We start from the raw sequence: 18,414 nt of genomic DNA on the forward strand, positions 1-18,414 counted from the left end.
AGAAATTTTGACAGATTGGCTGAAAGGTTACGAGTTCTTGTCCCCACACGCTAGCCGACTAAGCGTTTCGCGCGTTCCGCCATTCTGACGACCTGTGTAGCGGCTGCCCGCACGGCCGCTGGACTCTGCACAACACCTCGCCCAATCACTTCTCCAGTATTTAGTGCCCCGATCCGTGACCTCCCTTTGACGCCAGCTGTGTTGAAGAGCCCGCGCATGACCCCGGTTGTTCCAGCGACAACGGCGGGCGCCGCCGCCACCATGAGGTTCCCCGAGATACCACGCACGATCAGGGGCGTTGCTGCCACAAATCCCTTCGCCAGGAAAATCATGACGAAGAACGGCACCAGTGATCCGATGTTGGTTGCCGAGTTCGGATCACCGAGTTGGGCGAGCAGAGAATTCGCCATGCCGACGACGGTCGAGAACATAGCTGCGATGACGATGGGGTAGAAGGCATAGCTGACCGTCGTCGAGACCCACCTATGGAAGAAGTCCTTGGTCGCGTCGAAGAGCGACAGTGCGATCATGATCGGAGCAAGACCAAGCATGAGTGTCAGCATCATCTTGGCGAATATGAGGACGATGCCGGTCATGAAGCCAAGGAGGCTCAAAAGAATAAGCCCGATGCCGCCTAGGATCGCGCCCGTCATCCAGTTCAGGTTGCTGCCGATGGCATTCAGGTACTGGCTGAATTTTTCGATCAGGATGTCGAATTCGCCGGCAAAGTGTGTGGCTCCGGCTCCGCCGCCGCCAACCGAAGACACCAGTGCGCCAGCGACGTAGTCCAAGCCTCCAATGACTGCGTTTGCTACTGCATTGAAGTTTGCCCAATTGAAGGCGAACAGACCGATAAGGGTCAGCTTGATCAGGTACCAGAAGAAGTTGGCCCCATCCATGCTGCGGAACTGGAATGCCATGTTGATGCAGACGCCGATTAGCGAAAGCGTGACCATCAGCAGGACGATCGTGCCGGTATTGCTTGCCACGGCCCCGAACTGGGACTCAGCGGCATCGACAAGGAACGCGTCTGCCGTTCCGACCATCCAGCTGACGACGCCCATTACCAGTTGCCTTGAGCTTCGCAGATTGTACGCACGCTCGGCTCGAGTTGCTTCCTTACTTCAATCCAGTCGCGGCGAAACGCTGAATGCTCGGCTTGGCTAAGGCCTGCATACCTTTCATGATATTCGCCATCGGAGCTATCCCAAGCGGGAAAGCGGGTTTCACAGCTGCAGTCGCCAGATTCAGCGATCTCCTCCCAGGCTCGAATTTCGTACAACTCCATCAAAGCTGCTGCCTTGTAAGCTTCCCGCGGATTGATTTCGTCCATCCAGGTCGGGCGCGCCGGACGATCGTTGCAGATCCGGTATTGTTGAGGCGACATATCGACCGTGAGATCGTTTGAGATCGGAGGCGAAGTCTGCGCCGCAAGGGGGCCCGCCAAGGCGGCAAGCATGAGTGCGAGAATTGGTTTTCGCATCTGGGGGGTTCCTTTCTTACTCAGCGGCAACGGAGGGGCTCTTGTTGCCTCTGCCGTCGACCGTGTCGAGGTTCAAATCTGTGGTTTGGCCCGGGAGAAAGAACTCGGTGATCCCGCGCGTGCCTTCATGGCGGCCTGCCTGAATGATCACGTCGATCGAGCCCTCAATATAATCGATCATGTCGGCGTAGGTCATTGGCACATCGGTTTTCAGGGCGGCGATGGCGAGGCGGCGAACAGCAAGTTGTGGAGTCTCGGCATGGAGCGTAGTCAGCGATCCACCGTGGCCGGTATTGATTGCCTCGAGAAACGTCATCGCCTCGCGCCCGCGGACTTCGCCCAGGACGATCCGGTCGGGTCGCATGCGAAGCGTTGAGGCCAAGAGCACATCTGCACTGCGGGCATCCGTGTCCCGGTCCACGATCAACGTCACGGCATTGGGCTGCTCGGGGCGCAGCTCGGCCGCCTCCTCGATGGTGATGATCCGCTCTTCGGGCGGGATGAGCGAAAGGATCTTGCGCGCCGCGACCGTCTTGCCGGTCGATGTACCGCCCGAAACGATCATGTTGAGCTTGTTCTCGACGCAGAAGCGCAGCGCGGCGTCGATGTCGCCGGAGGCAACCACATCGCGCAGCGCGGCGTTTCGTTCGCGCCGCAGACCTTCGAGGCTGCGCTCCTTTCCATAGAGGAAGCCGAGCCGGATTGCCTCCAGCGGCAGGGAGGAGAAGAAGCGCAACGATATTGAAAACCCGCCCTCGACTGCCGGTGGCTGGATCACCTGCGCGCGGATCGGGCGATCTCGATATAGGATCGAGACCGAGACAATGGGCTTCTTCGTGCTGAGCGTCGTCGAGGCGGCCGAGGCGATCTGGTTGCCGAGGTCCTTGATCTCGGTCTGGCTCAGCGGGCTGCCGAGACCTCGCATGAAGTGATCGCCCTGGAATTCGCCCCAGACTTGTCCGTCGGGATTGATGCAGATCTCGATCGTGTCGTCGCGCAGGACCTCGGGGCCGAAACGGTCGAGCGACGCTTCCAGATAACTTGCAGCCATGTCAGAAAATCTCGAGGTCACGATCAACCATGACCGTGATCCGTGTACCCTGATCGACATGTATCACTGGCCGGATCGCCAGATAGTCCTGCATCACGCTTTGCGTGCTATCGCGCAGGTCGGTGCCGACATCACTCGCAACATCGGCCGCCGCCTCGCTGTCGATTTGACCCGCTGCAGCCGCAGGCAAGGCGCCGATCAAGGAGATCAGCGCGGCGGAGCCGAAGCGTTGCGCGAAACGGGTGTCGACAAACCCGGTGGTGCCAGTACGGCCGAGTTCGTCTCCACCGAAGGCGCTGATCTGCACGGTCTGATTATCGGGCAAGATGATCCGATCCCATGCCACCATGACGCGCGATTGGGCAAGTGCGACATCAGAGCGGTAGCGCCCGATCAGCCGCGCGCCGCGCGGGATCAGGATACGCGTTCCATCGAAAGAATGGACGTCTTCCGAGACGATGGCGCGGATCGCGCCGGGCAGTGTGCTGTCGAGGGCCGTCTCTGTCACAGCCTGAATCATGGTGCCCTGAACAACCGTGTTCGATGGGTTCGCGATCACTTCGGCACGTGTCACCTGTGCTGGTTGCGCGCCCGAACGAACAAAGGCTTCATCTGCATTCAGACGCGCGGCTTCCAGCGTATTCTCCCTATCCGCACCCGCGCCCATCCCGGAGAACGCGATCATAGGAGACGCGATGCGCTCTGCGCGGGCCTCAGCTTCGGCTGCGCGCCGCCTTTCGAGTTCGGCCAGCCGCAATTCTTCTTCACTTGGTCCCAATGAGGTCGGCTCTGGTGGTGCAAGCCGTGCAAGTTCCAAGTCCATGCGGAGCTGATCCAATTCGCGATCCCGCTCGGTCAGTTGCCGCTCGAGGGCACGCTGAGCCTCGGCGGATGCTTCCTGTAAGGTGGCAATTTGCGCCGTCAGGTCGGCAATAGCCTGCTCCGCCCCGCTATCCGCGGCCTCGGCCGGTCTTGCGCGTAGTTCCTCGAGTTCCGCTCTCAATGTCGCAAGACTTTCCATCAGCGCGAGTTCCGACTCGCTCGGACCTGTGTCCGTAGGCGGGGCTTGGCTGGGCTCTGGGGCAGAAATCGGCGCCAGATCTCCGAATCCGGGGCCGCTGCTCTGGAACTCTTCCGGCGCGGCGGTCGCCATTGGTGTTTCTGCCGACGGCTGCAGGGCGGCCCACGCCAGACCACCTGCTGCGGCGATGCCGACGACTCCAAGGATCGCGGCAAGCGGCGCAGGCCGCTTGTTGGCCTTCGCTTTGCCCGTCGAACCTTCGAGAGCCGCGAGGCGCGCGGCGAGGTCTTCCGTACCTTCGGTCATGATGTGGCCTGTCCTGCGTCCTGGACGCAAATCACCTCTTCGCCAAGGCGAAGGACCCATTGTCGGTTGACGCCGGACACGCGGATGACGCCGTCACTCAAGGCCTGGCTGTTCACCGCGCGTTCCCTGCCGTTCGAATATCGGAAGATGGCGGGCACCGGCGCATTCCGTGCGAACCGGAAATACGTGAAGGTACCATCATCCCAGATGGCCGTCGGCGTGAACTCTTCTCGGGCGCTGACCGCATAGTTCGCGTTCGGCGCATCGGCCGCAACCGCCCTGGTGGGTTGCACGCGGCTTTCAGGATAGCGGAACTGCACGACATAATGCGGCGTCTCCCGGGCTTCGACGACATGGAAGTAGTAGGAGCGGCGGTTGGTGTAGACGGTGATGTTGGTGGCGACGCCAGATGCTGTCGGCTTGATGGCGAAGGCACGGCCACCCGGGACACCGTCGAATTGAAACCCGACCGTATCGCCGGCGATGATCGAGCGGATGGTTTCACCCTCACCGAATTCGACTGTGGTGACGCGGGTCAGAGTCGTGACGACACGGTAAACTTGGCCTTCAGTCCAGGTCGCGACGCGCACGCGATTGTCATGAGAGCCTGGGCGGGGCGTAGTTTCGGCCAAAGCAGTCGTTCCCGCGAACGCGAGAATACTGGCGGCCAGCAGCGCAGAGATTGGAGTGCGAGTCATTCGGAACGGTCCGATCGGATGGCATATTGGGTGACGGTGAAACCGAAAGGGTTTTGCCAGACATCGTCGATCGCGCGGGTCCGCTCGGGCCGGAATTCGAACATCAACGTGGCAGTGAACGATCCATCCTGTACCCCCTGCGGGCTTGTCAGGCGCTTTCTGAGCCGCACCTGGGCGCGGTTATCGCCAATAAGGGTGATCGATGCGATCTCAACGGCCATCTCGGCTGCCGCCCCATATCGCGTCGGCGGATAGCTCTCCTGCCCCGATGTCCACATCGCGCGCATGTTGGCCTCGGCCGATCCGGAAGACTGTGCGAGGACACGGCGGACACGAAGATCGTTGTCGAGCTGGTTGTAGGTCTCGCGGTCGAGAATGTAGCGGTAGATTTGCGCTTCGATCACGGCAGGACGTTCGGCAAGCGACACGGTTTCAACCGTGGCATTGGGGAGCGCCATCCCGGTCGCGGGATCGTAGGGGACAACCACGGGAGGCGGCGTCTCGACCATCAGCGCGACAGCCGCAGCTGTCAAACAGCCGAATACACCAAAGCCTGCTCCAGAAAGGCCGATCATCCGCCAAAGCTGTTCCCGGCGCAGGGCACCGTAGACAAGTTCCTCTTCCACGAGTTCGCGCGCAGTCATCACTCCTGCCCTACTCATGGCTCAAGGTCCGGCAAGGTGAAGTCCATGTAGCGGCGTTCTTCGGCAACGGTGGCGGCGTCAACCACGCCTGCATTGCCAGCGCCTAGGGTTTGGATCGCTTCCAGCTCCCACATCCGGGTCATGGCGATGGCGAGTTCCGCCGTGACGCGTGTGTTATGATCCATCGAGGCTTTGAGATCTTCCATGTCCGGGATCATCTCGACCAGACGTTCCACCCGTTCGAGCGACTGTTCCGCCTCTGCGTGGCTGTTCTGCGCCGCCGCCGACATCACAGCACCTGTGGTTGCCCGCGTAGCCACGCCTTCGGCGCCCGGATTGCCGCTGGTGGCGATCTCACGGAGTGAATCCTCGTCGAACCCGGCGCTTGCCAGCGCCTGTTCCATCTGCGTGCGCATGGGCCCGGCATTAGGCCCGATGAGAGCGCTCCAATCACCCGCCTGGATGCCTCGGATCAGGCCGGGGATGTCTTCGAAGTTGGCCTCAAGCAAGGTGTCGAGGTTCCCGCCCATGGCAAGCCCGAGGATGCTGCGCGGCCCGGTGAGCGAGGCATACATCTCGTTCAGCTGATCGAGCTGGCTTTGCAGCATGTCCAGTTGCTCCAACGCATTGTCCAGAAGATCGGTCTGGATCCCGAAATCCTGCAGCATCTGCTGAAGCTGGCGGATTTCCTGGGCGATGTTCTGGGTATCGACCGTGGGCACGCCCTGTGCGGTGACAGGCCCCGCGAGGGCGGTGGTCAGCGCGAGGGTCGCGGCGGTGGTGGTGAGGGAACGGTACAAGCGCCGGATCATCGCAATGTCTCCTGGGTGAAATCCATGAACTGCCGCTCGGCGGCCTGGGCCGCCGCCATGGCGAGTTGTTCCTCGCTCAGCGGCTGTGTGTGGGCGGCCTTGATCCGGGTCCGGATCGCGACCAGTCGCGCAAGCTCGGCGCGCGCATAGGTGTTGAGCGCGATGGCCTCGTGCAGGTCTTCGGTCTCATTGATGCGGGTGATGATGTCTTGCACGCGCAAAGCGGCCGCACGGACCGAGACCAGCGAATAATCCCCGTAGACCCCCGCCCCATGGGCCGAGAGGCTGAAGCTCGCATTCGCCAGAAGGACCGGATCGATTGTGCCGAGCGCATCGATGCCGCCGACGGCGGCGAGGTAGCTGTTGTACCGCTGCGGGATCACGACGACGTAATGCTGGGTCTCCGCGAAGGGCGGGACACCACCGTAGTTCTGCACGTTGCCCGGACCTGCGTTGTAAGCGGCAAGCGCGTGGATGATGTTGCCATCGAACATGTTCAGCATCTGCGCGAGGTACCGCGCGCCGCCGGTGACCTGCAGCCAGGGGTCATCGTAATAGGCCGGGTAGATCCCGAGATCGCCCGCCGTGCCGGGCATGATCTGTGTAAGGCCAAAGGCCCCTACGGGAGAGCGCGCCCCGATCTGGAAGCGGCTTTCCTGCCAGATCAGCGCCTGCAGAAGGCAGCGCCATTGCACGAGCGAGAGGCCCGCACGGCCGACCCCTGACAGACTATGGGTGTCGCGTGCTGCGCGGATGATCAGCTCTTCGATCCCCTCCCGGGCGTCGCCGAACATCCGCGCTGCCGCTGGATTGCTGTCCTCGGGCGCATAAAGACTGGCGGCTGCGCTTTCGACATCGTCTACCGCCCCCTGCCCCGCCTCGAGCCCCGCCACGGTGCTGGCCACATCTCCAGCGCCAAGCGACATGGCATCCATCAGCCCTTCGAGGGAGGCGAGTTGCTGGCGCTCGATTTCGGCCAGTTCCTCCTCGCGGCTTAGCCGGTCCTGCTGCAATGCCAGGTCCCGATCGGTCTGCTCAAGGATGGCCTGCCGCTCTGCGAAGAGGCGCAGGTCGAAGGTCGGCACGCCCTGGGCGACCGCTGGCCCCGCCGTGGGACCTGCCAGCGCAAAACCGATCATCGAGAGAGGAAGCCAGGTCCGCATTGGTTCAGCCGCCCGCCCCCAAGAGGACGAAATCGCAGGCCGTGTCGCGGCGCGTGACCTCCGCCCCCATGGTCGAGATCGTGGCGGTGGCGGTTCCTGCCTGCGCAGGAGCCTCGCGAAAATTGAAGCAGTTGGCTTGCGGGGGGTTATGCTGCGCACAGGCTGTCAGGGTCAGGCCGAGCCCGAGCAGCACGACGCTGCGAATGATGATACGGGTCATGTCACTCTCCAGAAATCAGGACGTTCGCGATAATCAGCGCCGACAAGCGCTTCGCCCTTCTCCATTCCGCCAAGGATGGTCACGAGCGGGCCGAGCGCGCTGAGATCGGTATCGATCACGACGGAACCACGGTCGTCGCGTACAAGCGCGAGCCGCGAGGCCGAGCCGACGCCCAGAAGCACGTCGAGCTCTTTCTCGGTCAGGCCGAGCATCGCGTAGTCAGCGGCGGAAGCACGAATGTTGGGCAAGAGCACCTGCGTCGGCACCGCTTCCACGATGGTCTTGCCGGTGCGCGTGCGCTCGAGCTGGCTGGCATATTGCGTCATCATCACGACGACGGCGTTCTGCTTGCGGGCGGTCACCAGCCAGTTGCTGAGGCGCTCCGCAAAGTAGGCGTTGTCGAGGGCTTTCCATGCCTCGTCGATGACGATGATGGTGGGCTTGCGGTCCTCGATCACCCGCTCGACCCGGCGGAAGAGGTAGGACAGGACCGCCATGCGTTCCCGCTCGCTCTCGGAATCGAGGATGCCGGTGAGGTCAAAGCCCGCGACGTCACCGTCGATGCTGAAACTGTCCTCGGCATTGGCCCCGAAGATCCAGCCGTAGCGACCCTCGGCCGTCCATTCCTGCATACGCTCGAAGAGATCGCCCTCGTCATCGGTCGAGACCAGCAGCGAGGCGAAATCCGACCAGTTCCGCAGGCCCGCATGTCCTGCGCTCGCGTTCTGGCGCACGACTTCCTGCAATCGGTTGGTCTGAACCGGGGTTAGCGGTCGATCGCGCCGCTCCAAAAGGCTCGCGAGCCAATCAGCAAGCCATGCCTGGCCCCGCATGTCGATCTCGGTCTGGAGCGGATTGAGGCCCGTGGGGCGCCCCGCCCGCACGGTCGAATAGCTGCCGCCGAGCGCGCGGACGGCCATCTCCATGCCCGCGCGATAGTCGAATACGAAGACCCGCGCACCTGCCCGCCGTGCCATGGTCATCAGGAAAGCCGCCAGGACGGATTTGCCGGAGCCGGGACGGCCGAGGATCAGCGTGTGGCCACCCGTGGGTTCGCGATCCGGCGCGCCCTGTTCGTGGAAGTTGAAGCGAAAACCGCTGCGCTCTGGCGTCGGAAAGAGCGTGATCGGCACGCCCCAAGGGACTTCCCGCCCGGTCTTTCCGAGCGGTGTGCGGTGGAAGGTCGCGAGATCGGCGAAGTTGTGGTTCGTGATCGCGGCCTTGCGGCTGCGCGCGCCGGTGTTCCCGGGATGCTGCGCCATGAAATGCGCCCGTGCCCCGAAGGCTTCCGAGATCAGGTTGATGCCGGAGGTGGCGGAGATGTTGCGGATTTCGGCCGCGATATCGTCAAGCGCCGTCTGGGTGCGGGCATAGACGGCCACGGTCATGTGGTGCTCGCCGAAGATCAGGCGTTTGGATTCCAGATCGTCCTGCGCGAGTTCCAGTTCCTGGGCGAGACTGACGGCTCCGTCATTGGCGGCCTGCATTAGCCGCAGCTGCCGCTTGATCCGGCCCGCCATGATGTTGGCGTTGATCGGCACAAAAGAGTGCGTGACCACCATGTCGACGGGCAAGTTCAACTCGTCGAGCATCAGGCTATCGGTCTTGGCAGGGTAGTTCTTCACCGCAAAGATCGCCCCGAGCTTTTCGCCGACGGCACCGTCCGAGAGTGCGATGGTCGTGCCGCGGAAGGTGACGCGGGTATTTGCTACGTCCTCGGCGATCACACCGAGGCGCGACCGGGGGAAGAGCGGGTGCTCCTCGCCCGTGTTGAGTGAACCGAGGAAGCCCAGAAGCTCGCCGGTGCTTGCGGCCAGCAGGCGGGGCTTCAGCTCATCGAAGGAGGACAGCAGAAAGCCCACAACCTCGTCGAGCTTGCGCAAGCGGCGGGTGGTGTCGGCCGCATGTCGCGAGCGAGACGCCCCAAGTCCGAACGGCAAGCGGCTGCCGGTCTCAGGTCGCTTCAGCACGGTCAGGGTCAGCGTCTTGTCGCGCAAGCCCGCGCGGCCGAGATGCGCGTGCCATCGTTTGTCGACGGCGGCAGCAAACCCCTCGCCCGGAATGGGCGGCAGGGTCACATCGACCGCTTTCGAGACCTTGTGCAGGTAGAAGGAGAACTCCGTCCCCACCTGCGCGACGATGCCAGCCAGCAACCCTCCGATCCGGTCGAGATGCCCGTCCTCGCTCGTGCTGCTGTTCACCCCTTCGAGGCGGATGCACTGCATCAGTTCGTTGCCGCGTGTCCGGATCGTTCGGTCGTTCACGAGGCTCACATAAGGCAGCATCATTGAGAGCCGCTTCTCGCCCTTGACCCATGCGGGTAGCGCGGTCAGCGGATCGATGGCGTTCTCAACCTCATCGGCAATTCCATCACGGGGCATAGCTGTCGCCTCCGTGCAGCTTGCGGTTCGTCGTGGGCGGGGTTTCCTGCAGGGTGATCACCAGGACATCAAGGAAGTTCGGATCCCAGTCTGCGGCCTTCCAGAGCGCCGGCCAGGCCAGCCCCGCGAACACAGCCACCACCCAGCTCTGCACCCAGAGGAACAGAAGCGTCGAGCCGAAGAGCCAGACCATGGCGTACATGATCGGCAAGCCCATCAGCTTGGGTGGCCTGAGAAGACCGATGAACACGCGGGACTGGTCAGCCATGGATGGAGCTCAGGTGGTCCAGATGGCGGCGACGATGGTGGGTGCTGCGGCGATGCCCGCGATTGCAACCACGACCCAAAGCGCTTGACGAAAGTCGAGGATGCCAAAGAGCCAAGAAAGGAACACCCCGATCAGTGCGAGCGTGCCAATCACGATCCCCAAGGGCCCGGTGATCGCATCGACAATGCCTTGAAGCAGGGTCTGTACCGGCGAGAGGTCGATGCTCTGTGCAAGCGCTGGACCCGCCAGCACGATAAGGGCCATCGCGCCGAGCGCGATGATCGAAGGTCTCGATGTCATGAAAGATCTCCTCTGAGCCGCTCAAACACGGCAGTCACACGGGCCACATGCCCTTGGGTTTCTCGAAAAGGGGGGATGCCGCCGTGGCGTGTGACCGCCTCAGGGCCAGCGTTGTACGCCGCAAGGGCCAGAGAGCCCTCGCCGAACTGCTCGAGCATCATCAGCAAGTAGCGGGCTGATCCGTCGAGGTTCTGCGCAATGTCATGTGGGTCCACGCCGAGATCGCGGGCGGTATCCGGCATAAGCTGGCCAAGGCCTATGGCACCGACAGGGCTACGTGCAGCCGGATTGTATGCGCTCTCGACTTCGATATTGGCCCGGTAAAGGAGCGCCCAATCAGTGACTGAAAGCCCTGCGCGACGCAGCGCACCATGCCCGGCATACCGCAGAGCCGTGGTCTCGATCGCATGGAGGATTTCTGGGGTGGCGCGGGCGGCGGATCGAGCCGGGATCGCTGTCTCGCTCGTTGCGTCAGGAACGCGAGGTTCTGCGAAGAGAAAAAGGCGCCCGTTTGCCTCTTGAGAAGAGGAAATCAATTGGCCGTCTGGGCCAACCGAAAAGATGAAACCGTCGGCCAGGGCCGGGGGCGCGGAACAAACGCCTGTACCCAAAGCAACGACGAGCGCAGTCGCGCGGTCAGCTGCCTTTGACCGGAGGCGCGGCGTGGCGCTCGCGGCCACCTTCTTCAAGTGGGATGCTAGCGGTCGTACAGCCCATGTCGGCCAGGAAACTGACAAGGCCAACGATGGTTTTGAAGTCGCGGAGCTTGAGGACGCTTCGGCTGGTGACGAGCATCTTATCGTCACGCCCATCAGTGGCGACGGCGCGGATGACCCACGAGCCGTACCAGCTGTTATGGCGCTTCTCTGCTCTCTCCTTGCAGACCACCTCAATGAGGTAGCCCTCGGCGAGCAAGCCGCGCAGTCCGTCTTCTGTAACCACATTCGGGGCTTCTTCTATCATGGCCTTCCCTTGGGTCCTTGTTCTGCCTGGGTGCAGTATCAGGCCCACGGGGTCGCAACACCGTGAGCGATACAAAACAACATTAATGATAGCAAGACAATAATAACGTGTTGACGAAGTTCGCCTTGCTCCGATAACGGTGATAGCCGACAGAATGATAATCTTAAAGGCGGCAAAGGAGTTTTGCCCTGCGGTTGTTTATTGCGCGCAACGCACCGTTGCTGTTCGCGTTCCTGCTTGGAAGCATGCCGATAGCCGCGGCGGCAGATTGCGTGCCTCCCGAACGACCGTTCTTGCCTCAGTCGCAAGAAGACATGCGTGCCTACGCCGATCTGATCAGAAGCGATTTCGAGACTTACATTGCCGATGTGCAGGACTACTTCCGTTGTCTCGACACCGAGCGAGCCCGCGCCTTTGTTGAGGCGAGGGAGGTCAGTGAGGACTACGCCAGGTTCCTGAATGCTGTCGAATAGAGGAGCTCGGCCATTTCCTTGAGACCATCAAGCATCACCGCTTTGTGCCAAACTTCATGTGTCTTTTTCAGGAAACAGCCCGGGCATCCACCGACCTGCATACTTGGCAGGAAACGCCAGCTTGAGCGGCGCGCGGGTCGAGGTCGATGACAAAGCCCCCGCTTCAAGTAGCGCAGACGTCACCCGTCGTGCGGTGCGATCGCTCGTGCCAAGTATGGACTCGACCTCTCCACGTTCGATCTGCCCCTGATAGAGGACGGCTTTCAACACGGTATCGGATTTTGGAGGCAACGCTCCGGCGCGGATTTCTTCTTCGGCCCAGATCAGGATGCGGTCACGCAGACGATCAGGTCGCATCAGACTTTCCATGAATTCCACCTGGTCGATACATGTGCGCAAGAAGAAGTCTGCGAAGGAGGCAAGCGCGGCTTCGCTCAACGTGCCGCGGCCGTCACGATCTCCGCGACGAGGACCGTCGCAGGAGGCCAGGTGCTCCTTGTAGGCCGCCTCTTGTCGTGCAAGCCCGCGCGCCACAGACCAGAGCCCGTGTGTATCGAGCGTTTTGCGCAGCATGGCGTAAGACATCAGGCGGGCAACACGCCCGTTCCCGTCGAGGAAAGGGTGTACCCACAGAAGCCGGTGATGCGCGCAAGCCGCAGCAAGGATTGGTTCGATCCTGCCGGGGAGGCTGTAAGCCTTGTGCATACGTTCGAGAAATCGCGGCACCGCGCCAGGGCTGATGGCAACGTGCCGCCCGACTTCAACGTAGCGCGTCCGCAACTCGCCGGGCACAACAGGTATTTTTTCGCCCGTCTTCGGGTTTTCGACGAAGAGAAGCTCAGGCGGCAGCAGCTCGCAGAAGCGGCGATGCAGCTCGATAATGGACGTGGGCGCGGTTGGCTGTTCCGCCATGCCGTCCTCGTCGATCCATTTCTGGACCGCGACATGCGCTTTGGCTTCGAGCTGAAGGTTCCGCTTCTTGGGGTCGGCGCTATAGTCGCCCTGCATCGCGCGTTCGATGTCGATGGGATGGGTGTCGTGCCCTTCGATGAGGTTACTGTAGTAGCAGTTCATCGCCCGCACGAGATCTGCCAACGCCTCCGAGACGGAGGAAGGCAACCCGCTCCGGAACGCGGCAGATTTTTCTGCCAGCTCGAGCGCGAGATCGTTTAGACCCGCGCGCGCTGGTGCACCTTCAGAAACCATGAGTGGCTCGAACAGTCCTACCGTTTCTCCATCATCCGGGATTGTCACTTGTCCTGCTTTCTGGCCGCTTTGATGGCCATAAATCACCTCTTCTAAAACCACAGACTATCATGAGGTTGCCGACTCATAAAGTGGCATCCCGTCCGCCAATTTGGCCGGTTCTTTGGCCGCAACTCCTCTGCGGCCCGCTGCCAGGCTCGAGAACTTGATGAGCGACAAAGGCAAGACTTGCGCGCAACCATCAATCAAATCTCCTTGCCATCATTAATGTTGTTTCGTATCGCTGCACCATTATAGATGGAGTCGGCATCATGAAGCACGTGATCCACAGCGTGGCAACAGCCACGGCACTAAGCATATCCGGACTAATGGCCTCGTCAGGTCCGGCTCAGGCCTATCAGGTCGACTGTGCGATCCTCCTCTGCCTTGCGGGCGGCTGGCCTGCCTCCGCGCCCTGCGCGCATGCCAGAGCGGTCTTCATTCGGCGGATCACGCCATGGCCGATCGAGCCGCCCTTGCAAATCTGGCGGTGTCCGATGGGTGTGTCGTTCAACGATCCCAATCCGATGTCACCCATGGAACGTCTTTATGACATCACGTTCCGCGATCCGCCCGAACCGCAGGAATCGACTCCGATCCCCCTTGTCCGCGTCCAGGCGGATGAACAAGCAGACATCGACATCTCGGGCGACGCCTTTGACTTCGTTCGAAGCATTCGCGTGTATCACATCCAGTACCGCCAGCACGAAAACCGAGATGGCGACTGCAATCGCAGCGACTCGACGCGATTGGGGTCCTACGGCGTGCAGGGCGACTACCGATGGACAAGATCCACCGTGGGCCAGGTGCCAGCCGCATCCGGCCTGAGCATCCCGAATGGATGTGGCAGCTACTTCTACCGTTCTGTCTTCGTCGACTGGCGCGATCACGCCGGGAACTATGGCTCTGAAGAAGTTCGCTACTGACAAAATCTGCGCGCGGCTTTTACCGCGCGCGTCCTGACAACCCCGCACGGAAGGCTGTGCAAAACCCCCGAAAAGGAGACGACGCCAGACCGTGAAGCCTGACGCCGTGCTAGAAAACTCCGTGAACAAGAGTTTCCTAGCGCACCGCTAAAACACCTGCAACCAGCAAAGTTGTTTTGCTGGCAAGAATGTTGTTGTCTCACGACATGGCGTCGGATCTCCAAGGAGACCTCGACCATGGAACCTACGACCGGCCTGATCCTGAGACGGATCACGCAGACAAATCTCTCTGTTGCTGCGCACAAGCTTGCCACCCTCATCCTCGACGCCATCGCCTGGAAGGATGGCTACAACGGTTTGTCGCGCGGAACGGCAGCCTTCACCCTCTCGGCTCTGGCGGAGAAGATGGGTGTCTCACGGCAGTATCTTACGGTTCTTCTGAACGAACTTGAGGCTTCGGAGTTGCAGCTCGAGCGGGCGAAGCCGAATGGCAAGTTCGCGCCCTGGATCTTTCGGTTTTCCGCCTTCGACGAGGAGAGTGAAACCCATGATCTCGTGTCAGGTGAAGGCGACACATCACTATCTAGAGATAATAATAACAAAACTATCTTCTCAGGACTGATCGAAATCACCGCGAGTTCGAACGTTTTCCAGACCAGTTGGGCAGAGCTCATCAAATCAGCGAAGGCCACGTTGCCTTGCTGGAACATCGACACCCAGGTCATCTGGGATCGCTTCCTCGCCTTCAACCGGTCCCGAGGCAACGGAAAGGTGCCGGCCGGCTTCCTGCTTGGCTTCATGCGACGATGGCGAAATTCTTCGGGAACTCCAACTCGTCCCGCGGTCAAGCCGCCCGCGAGACCAATAACGGACCCCAAAGAGGGCGAATTGCTGAGACAGATGCAAGCCGCACCAGCTGCGAACCGCCAGTTCCACGCGTCCGACTTGTGTCGCTTGATCGGACACGCTGCCTACGAAGCGCGGGTGCTCGATGTTATCCGCAAGTTTGGGTGCCAGAGGTTTTCAGCAACCTTGGCAGTGCATGGACGAGCGGTGCTGACAGGCGAGATTCAGCGGTGACTTGAATGAGATTGGGGCTGCGACTTCAAAACAGACAGAGATCTGAAGAGACTAGACGGGTTCTCGGATAGCACTCCCGCATGCCGCTTCAGATCGGAAACGTCACGCAACCATGGCAATACACAACGCTGGTTGCAGCACCAGGCCGCGACCGCCTAAACTCAAACAGAAACCGAACCAGCGCCTCCGCTACAAGACAGCCCGAGAAGTCCGAAAAATCCTGACGACGGACAGAGCCTGACGACCGAAATCGGTGGACCGTACTCTACATGATCGAAGCCATCTGTCCAAATTTGACGTATGGCCGTGACATCTCTGTTGAAACGACGGAGATGAACAATGACGCACGAACAACACCTCGCCCTTGATCTGATCGTCCGATTGGCCAACCGTTTCGGTCCCGCCAGCCGTATCGCAAAGGAACTGCCCGGCTGGCTGGAGTACCTGACCGAAGTCGAATGTCCCGAACGGCCCCGTAGCCGACCAAGCTCGCAATGGTGGAACAAGATCAGGACCATCGCGCACGACCTTGCGCCGAGCGCCGGGGGCGGTGAGGGCGAGATCGTTCAGCTCAATGCAACCCGTCTTGGCGAGCATTTCGGGCTATCCCCTGCCGAAACATCCATGCTGACCTTCGTCGCGTTCTACAAGTTGTTCGATGGCTTCGAGCATGTCGTCGATGGCGCGCTGGAAACCAGAGAAGTCACGGTACCGCTGCTGTTGTCGTGGTTCTGCGCGGCGCCCGAGCCTGAAATCCGCACAGCCATGCGGGCATCCGGTCGCCTCACTTGCTCGGGATTGGTGCAGCGCAACAGCGGCGGGCGTCACCGCCGGATGCCGTTCGATCTGTCTGATCGCCTGACCCTCGCGCTACTTGCCGAAGTGGATAGCATTTCCGACCTGATCGCCCTGATGTTCCCGCGTGCGGCTGCGCCGCAGGCTCAATGGCAAGACTTCGAAGGTCTAAGCCGAGATGCGGACCTGATGCGTGAACTACTGTCCAAGGCGCTGGCAAAGCGCCAACCAGGCGTGCACATACTGCTCTACGGCCCTCCCGGCACAGGCAAGACCGAGTTCGCCAAGGTGCTCGCGCATGAGGTCGGCGCTGAACTGCGCGCGGTCGGCGAAACGGACGATGACGGAGGCGAGCCGTCGCGCCGGGAGCGTTTGGCCGAGCTCACAATGGCATCTCGCATGCTAGGGCAAAGATCGGATACCGTACTGCTGTTCGACGAGATGGAAGACCTGATTGGTGGGCACAGCTTCCGCTTTAGCCATGAGATGCTGTCGAAAGTTCATTTCAATCGAATTCTCGAAACCAATCCGATCCCGGTGATCTGGACTACGAATTCGGTTCACGCCTGTGATCCTGCTTTTCTACGGAGGATCAGCTACTCGGTGATGATGCGCCCGCCATCGGGCCGGGTGCGAGCGCGTATCTGGCAACGCCTCGAAGAGCGACATGGTGCCGGCATACCGGACACCGCCCTGCCGGATATGGCGGAACGGCATGATCAGGCCCCGGCGCTTGTTTCGGACGCGATGGTGGTGGCAAGGCTTTGCGATGGTGGGCAGGCTGTTGTCTCGCAGGTGCTGGATGCTGCAGCCCGTCTGGCAAAGGGCGGAGTCGACAGCGCGCCGCGGCATTATTCAGAGGTGCCTTGGCAAGAAGGTCTGGCCCACGCCGACGTTGATCTAGCCCGGATCGAAGGGCAGCTAACTCGGTCAGGCGCACCCCGCCGGGTCAGTTTCTGTCTTGAGGGACCGGCGGGCACCGGCAAAAGCGCATGGGCACGGCATCTGGCCCGGGTCATCGGCATGCCGGTGATCGAAAAGCGCGCCTCGGACCTCATGTCGAAATGGGTTGGCGAAAGCGAGCAAAACATCGCGCGGGCCTTTTCTGACGCACGCGCCGACGGTGCGATGCTCATCTTCGACGAGGCTGACAGTCTGCTGGCTGACCGTCGTGGCGCTGAACGCAGCTGGGAGGTGAGCCAGGTCAATGAGATGCTGACCTGGATGGAAAGCCACCCGTTGCCCTTCGTCTGCACTACCAACTTCGCCAAAAAGCTCGACCCTGCAACGCAGCGCCGGTTTACCTTCCGCATCCGGTTCGATTTTCTCTCAGTCGATCAACTGCCTCTGGCTTGGGCTGCGCATTTCTCATGTTCGCCCCCGAAGGAACTGGCTACGCTTGATCGACTTACTCCGGGAGATTTCGCGAACGTGGCCCGCAGAATGCAGGCACTGGGTGTTGCGGACCCAGAGGAAATTCTGCGCGCTCTGACCCTTGAGGATGCGGCAAAGATAGGAACAACGCGACCGATTGGCTTTGGCCGTTGACGCCAAAGTGCTCCACCACAATGGTTGCTCTGTATTGCTAGGAGGAGTTATGCGCTACGCTCGCCAGGAAGATTTGCAACGTCTCGCTCTGATAATGCAGGGGTCAGCCGAGGGGATTTCGCTTTCTGACATAGAGCGAGAATTCAGCGTATCCCGTCGCACGGCAGAACGCATGCGTGATGCCGTACGCAACGCCTACCCTCAAATTGAGGAAATCTCCGGCGAAAGTGGTCGAAAATATTGGCGCTTTCCGCCGGGATCATTGGGCCGAATGGCTGAACCCACGCTGGATGAACTGACCGCCGGCCACCGCGCCGCCGCTATTGCGCGGCGTGAGGGCGATGAGCTAACAGCGGAAACATTGGAGCGCCTTTTGGTGAAGGTGCAGGCAATGTTCCGCGAGGATCGCCGCCGTTTAATTGCTGCTGACCTTGAAGCACAATTATTGGCTGACGGCGTTGCATTCCGGCCCGGACCACGAGAAAAAATTTCGCCCGAGACTCTATCTACAATTCGCGAAGCAATCCTTGCAGGGGTTATGATCTCTGCTGATCATCGCGCCCGTGCTTCGGCAAAGCTTTCACGCAATACCCGGCTCGGCCCAATTGCCATGTTATTTGGTCAAGGGCGCCAATACCTTTTGGCTTGGAGCGAATATCAGGACGATCTTCGACTGTTTGCGCTTTGTGGTTTTGAACGGGTTTCGTTGGAACCTGAGGTCTATGAGCGCCCCAAAGGGTTCGATCTGCAGGAATGGCTATCAGAGAGCTTTGGTGTGTGGCGGGAAGAACCGCTTGATGTCGTCTGGCGGTTTCTGCCTGACGTTGCCGATGAAGCTGCGGGATATCTGTTTCATCCCAAACAGCAGACCAGGCGGATGGAGGATGGGTCACTGATCGTCCGTTTCCGCGCGGGAGGACGGCAGGAGATGGACTGGTATCTGGCAAGATGGGGAGATCAGGTTGAAGCGCAATTCTTGGAGATTTCGGGCAACTCTTCGTCTGATACGACCGAAAGTGACGTGTGCGGACAGTAGT

Annotated in this window: 20 protein-coding genes; 5 read left to right on the forward strand and 15 right to left on the reverse strand. The window is 60.9% G+C overall.

The genetic code is table 11. The annotated features are described in order from the left end of the window. Positions 1-50 precede the first annotated feature (50 nt). From FVF75_RS17290 to FVF75_RS17355, 14 genes are read right to left on the reverse strand one after another with little or no spacing between them, the layout of a single operon-like run. A complete protein-coding gene (locus FVF75_RS17290; protein ID WP_148380039.1) occupies positions 51-1,064 on the reverse strand; it encodes a TrbL/VirB6 family protein in 1,014 nt (337 codons plus the stop codon). Beyond that, positions 1,064-1,483, reverse strand: coding sequence for a hypothetical protein (locus tag FVF75_RS17295; RefSeq protein ID WP_148380040.1), 420 nt, complete (start codon positions 1,481-1,483; stop codon positions 1,064-1,066). The genes FVF75_RS17290 and FVF75_RS17295 overlap by 1 nt, the downstream gene beginning before the upstream one ends. A 16-nt stretch (positions 1,484-1,499) precedes the next feature. Beyond that, complete coding sequence (locus tag FVF75_RS17300) at positions 1,500-2,534, reverse strand: ATPase, T2SS/T4P/T4SS family (protein ID WP_148380041.1); 1,035 nt, start codon at positions 2,532-2,534, stop codon at positions 1,500-1,502. 1 nt (position 2,535) lies between these two features. Next, complete coding sequence (locus FVF75_RS17305; protein ID WP_148380042.1) at positions 2,536-3,861, reverse strand: TraB/TrbI/VirB10 family type IV secretion system protein; 1,326 nt, start codon at positions 3,859-3,861, stop codon at positions 2,536-2,538. After that, positions 3,858-4,559, reverse strand: coding sequence for a TrbG/VirB9 family P-type conjugative transfer protein (locus FVF75_RS17310; protein ID WP_187393110.1), 702 nt, complete (start codon positions 4,557-4,559; stop codon positions 3,858-3,860). Before FVF75_RS17310 ends, FVF75_RS17305 begins: the two co-directional genes overlap by 4 nt. Further along, a complete protein-coding gene (locus FVF75_RS17315; RefSeq protein WP_148380044.1) occupies positions 4,556-5,203 on the reverse strand; it encodes a VirB8 family type IV secretion system protein in 648 nt (215 codons plus the stop codon). Before FVF75_RS17315 ends, FVF75_RS17310 begins: the two co-directional genes overlap by 4 nt. Before the next feature lie 14 nt (positions 5,204-5,217). Further along, positions 5,218-6,015 (reverse strand): type IV secretion system protein, encoded by a 798-nt coding sequence (locus FVF75_RS17320; RefSeq protein ID WP_148380045.1) that lies wholly within the window; start codon positions 6,013-6,015, stop codon positions 5,218-5,220. Next, entirely contained in the window at positions 6,012-7,178 is a 1,167-nt protein-coding gene (locus FVF75_RS17325) for a lytic transglycosylase domain-containing protein (protein ID WP_148380046.1), read from the reverse strand. Before FVF75_RS17325 ends, FVF75_RS17320 begins: the two co-directional genes overlap by 4 nt. Positions 7,179-7,182: 4 nt before the next feature. After that, positions 7,183-7,398 carry a hypothetical protein gene (locus FVF75_RS17330; RefSeq protein WP_058249012.1) on the reverse strand — a complete coding sequence of 72 codons (216 nt, stop codon included), beginning with the start codon at positions 7,396-7,398 and terminating at the stop codon, positions 7,183-7,185. Beyond that, a complete protein-coding gene (locus FVF75_RS17335; protein WP_148380047.1) occupies positions 7,395-9,779 on the reverse strand; it encodes a VirB4 family type IV secretion/conjugal transfer ATPase in 2,385 nt (794 codons plus the stop codon). Before FVF75_RS17335 ends, FVF75_RS17330 begins: the two co-directional genes overlap by 4 nt. Beyond that, positions 9,769-10,047, reverse strand: a complete 279-nt coding sequence (locus FVF75_RS17340) for a VirB3 family type IV secretion system protein (RefSeq protein WP_009574151.1) — start codon at positions 10,045-10,047, stop codon at positions 9,769-9,771. Before FVF75_RS17340 ends, FVF75_RS17335 begins: the two co-directional genes overlap by 11 nt. A gap of 9 nt (positions 10,048-10,056) precedes the next feature. After that, entirely contained in the window at positions 10,057-10,347 is a 291-nt protein-coding gene (locus FVF75_RS17345; protein ID WP_148380048.1) for a TrbC/VirB2 family protein, read from the reverse strand. After that, entirely contained in the window at positions 10,344-11,027 is a 684-nt protein-coding gene (locus FVF75_RS17350) for a lytic transglycosylase domain-containing protein (RefSeq protein ID WP_148380063.1), read from the reverse strand. Before FVF75_RS17350 ends, FVF75_RS17345 begins: the two co-directional genes overlap by 4 nt. Further along, a complete protein-coding gene (locus FVF75_RS17355; protein ID WP_010138156.1) occupies positions 10,984-11,310 on the reverse strand; it encodes a hypothetical protein in 327 nt (108 codons plus the stop codon). Before FVF75_RS17355 ends, FVF75_RS17350 begins: the two co-directional genes overlap by 44 nt. A gap of 218 nt (positions 11,311-11,528) precedes the next feature. Here FVF75_RS17355 and FVF75_RS17360 point away from each other — a divergent pair, with 218 nt between their 5' ends. After that, complete coding sequence (locus tag FVF75_RS17360; RefSeq protein WP_425463239.1) at positions 11,529-11,783, forward strand: hypothetical protein; 255 nt, start codon at positions 11,529-11,531, stop codon at positions 11,781-11,783. A gap of 54 nt (positions 11,784-11,837) precedes the next feature. Here FVF75_RS17360 and FVF75_RS17365 read toward each other — a convergent pair whose 3' ends face one another. Then, on the reverse strand, positions 11,838-13,091 hold the full coding sequence (locus FVF75_RS17365; RefSeq protein WP_246138133.1) for a Fic family protein: 1,254 nt from the start codon (positions 13,089-13,091) through the stop codon (positions 11,838-11,840). A 209-nt stretch (positions 13,092-13,300) separates the two neighbouring features. On the opposite strand from FVF75_RS17365, the gene FVF75_RS17370 reads away from it, so the two are divergent. The 4 genes from FVF75_RS17370 (at position 13,301) to FVF75_RS17385 (ending at position 18,413) form a co-directional block, all read left to right on the forward strand. Beyond that, a complete protein-coding gene (locus FVF75_RS17370) occupies positions 13,301-13,954 on the forward strand; it encodes a hypothetical protein (protein WP_072704105.1) in 654 nt (217 codons plus the stop codon). 237 nt (positions 13,955-14,191) lie between these two features. Next, positions 14,192-15,034, forward strand: a complete 843-nt coding sequence (locus FVF75_RS17375) for a hypothetical protein (RefSeq protein WP_148380049.1) — start codon at positions 14,192-14,194, stop codon at positions 15,032-15,034. A gap of 339 nt (positions 15,035-15,373) precedes the next feature. After that, complete coding sequence (locus FVF75_RS17380) at positions 15,374-17,377, forward strand: AAA family ATPase (protein ID WP_148380050.1); 2,004 nt, start codon at positions 15,374-15,376, stop codon at positions 17,375-17,377. Between the two features lie 49 nt (positions 17,378-17,426). After that, a complete protein-coding gene (locus FVF75_RS17385) occupies positions 17,427-18,413 on the forward strand; it encodes a helix-turn-helix transcriptional regulator (protein ID WP_148380051.1) in 987 nt (328 codons plus the stop codon). The last annotated feature ends 1 nt before the right edge of the window (position 18,414 follow it).

The organism is Maritimibacter fusiformis (assembly GCF_008086115.1).
Taxonomy (GTDB): domain Bacteria; phylum Pseudomonadota; class Alphaproteobacteria; order Rhodobacterales; family Rhodobacteraceae; genus Muriiphilus; species Muriiphilus fusiformis.

Excerpts from the sequence above, each read along its gene's own strand:
- FVF75_RS17290 (WP_148380039.1), bottom strand. The coding sequence starts at position 1,064 with ATGGGCGTCGTCAGCTGGATGGTCGGAACGGCAGACGCGTTCCTTGTC.
- FVF75_RS17295 (WP_148380040.1), bottom strand. The coding sequence starts at position 1,483 with ATGCGAAAACCAATTCTCGCACTCATGCTTGCCGCCTTGGCGGGCCCC.
- FVF75_RS17300 (WP_148380041.1), bottom strand. The coding sequence starts at position 2,534 with ATGGCTGCAAGTTATCTGGAAGCGTCGCTCGACCGTTTCGGCCCCGAG.
- FVF75_RS17305 (WP_148380042.1), bottom strand. The coding sequence starts at position 3,861 with ATGACCGAAGGTACGGAAGACCTCGCCGCGCGCCTCGCGGCTCTCGAA.
- FVF75_RS17310 (WP_187393110.1), bottom strand. The coding sequence starts at position 4,559 with ATGACTCGCACTCCAATCTCTGCGCTGCTGGCCGCCAGTATTCTCGCG.
- FVF75_RS17315 (WP_148380044.1), bottom strand. The coding sequence starts at position 5,203 with ATGACTGCGCGCGAACTCGTGGAAGAGGAACTTGTCTACGGTGCCCTG.
- FVF75_RS17320 (WP_148380045.1), bottom strand. The coding sequence starts at position 6,015 with ATGATCCGGCGCTTGTACCGTTCCCTCACCACCACCGCCGCGACCCTC.
- FVF75_RS17325 (WP_148380046.1), bottom strand. The coding sequence starts at position 7,178 with ATGCGGACCTGGCTTCCTCTCTCGATGATCGGTTTTGCGCTGGCAGGT.
- FVF75_RS17330 (WP_058249012.1), bottom strand. The coding sequence starts at position 7,398 with ATGACCCGTATCATCATTCGCAGCGTCGTGCTGCTCGGGCTCGGCCTG.
- FVF75_RS17335 (WP_148380047.1), bottom strand. The coding sequence starts at position 9,779 with ATGCCCCGTGATGGAATTGCCGATGAGGTTGAGAACGCCATCGATCCG.
- FVF75_RS17340 (WP_009574151.1), bottom strand. The coding sequence starts at position 10,047 with ATGGCTGACCAGTCCCGCGTGTTCATCGGTCTTCTCAGGCCACCCAAG.
- FVF75_RS17345 (WP_148380048.1), bottom strand. The coding sequence starts at position 10,347 with ATGACATCGAGACCTTCGATCATCGCGCTCGGCGCGATGGCCCTTATC.
- FVF75_RS17355 (WP_010138156.1), bottom strand. The coding sequence starts at position 11,310 with ATGATAGAAGAAGCCCCGAATGTGGTTACAGAAGACGGACTGCGCGGC.
- FVF75_RS17370 (WP_072704105.1), top strand. The coding sequence starts at position 13,301 with ATGAAGCACGTGATCCACAGCGTGGCAACAGCCACGGCACTAAGCATA.
- FVF75_RS17375 (WP_148380049.1), top strand. The coding sequence starts at position 14,192 with ATGGAACCTACGACCGGCCTGATCCTGAGACGGATCACGCAGACAAAT.
- FVF75_RS17380 (WP_148380050.1), top strand. The coding sequence starts at position 15,374 with ATGACGCACGAACAACACCTCGCCCTTGATCTGATCGTCCGATTGGCC.
- FVF75_RS17385 (WP_148380051.1), top strand. The coding sequence starts at position 17,427 with ATGCGCTACGCTCGCCAGGAAGATTTGCAACGTCTCGCTCTGATAATG.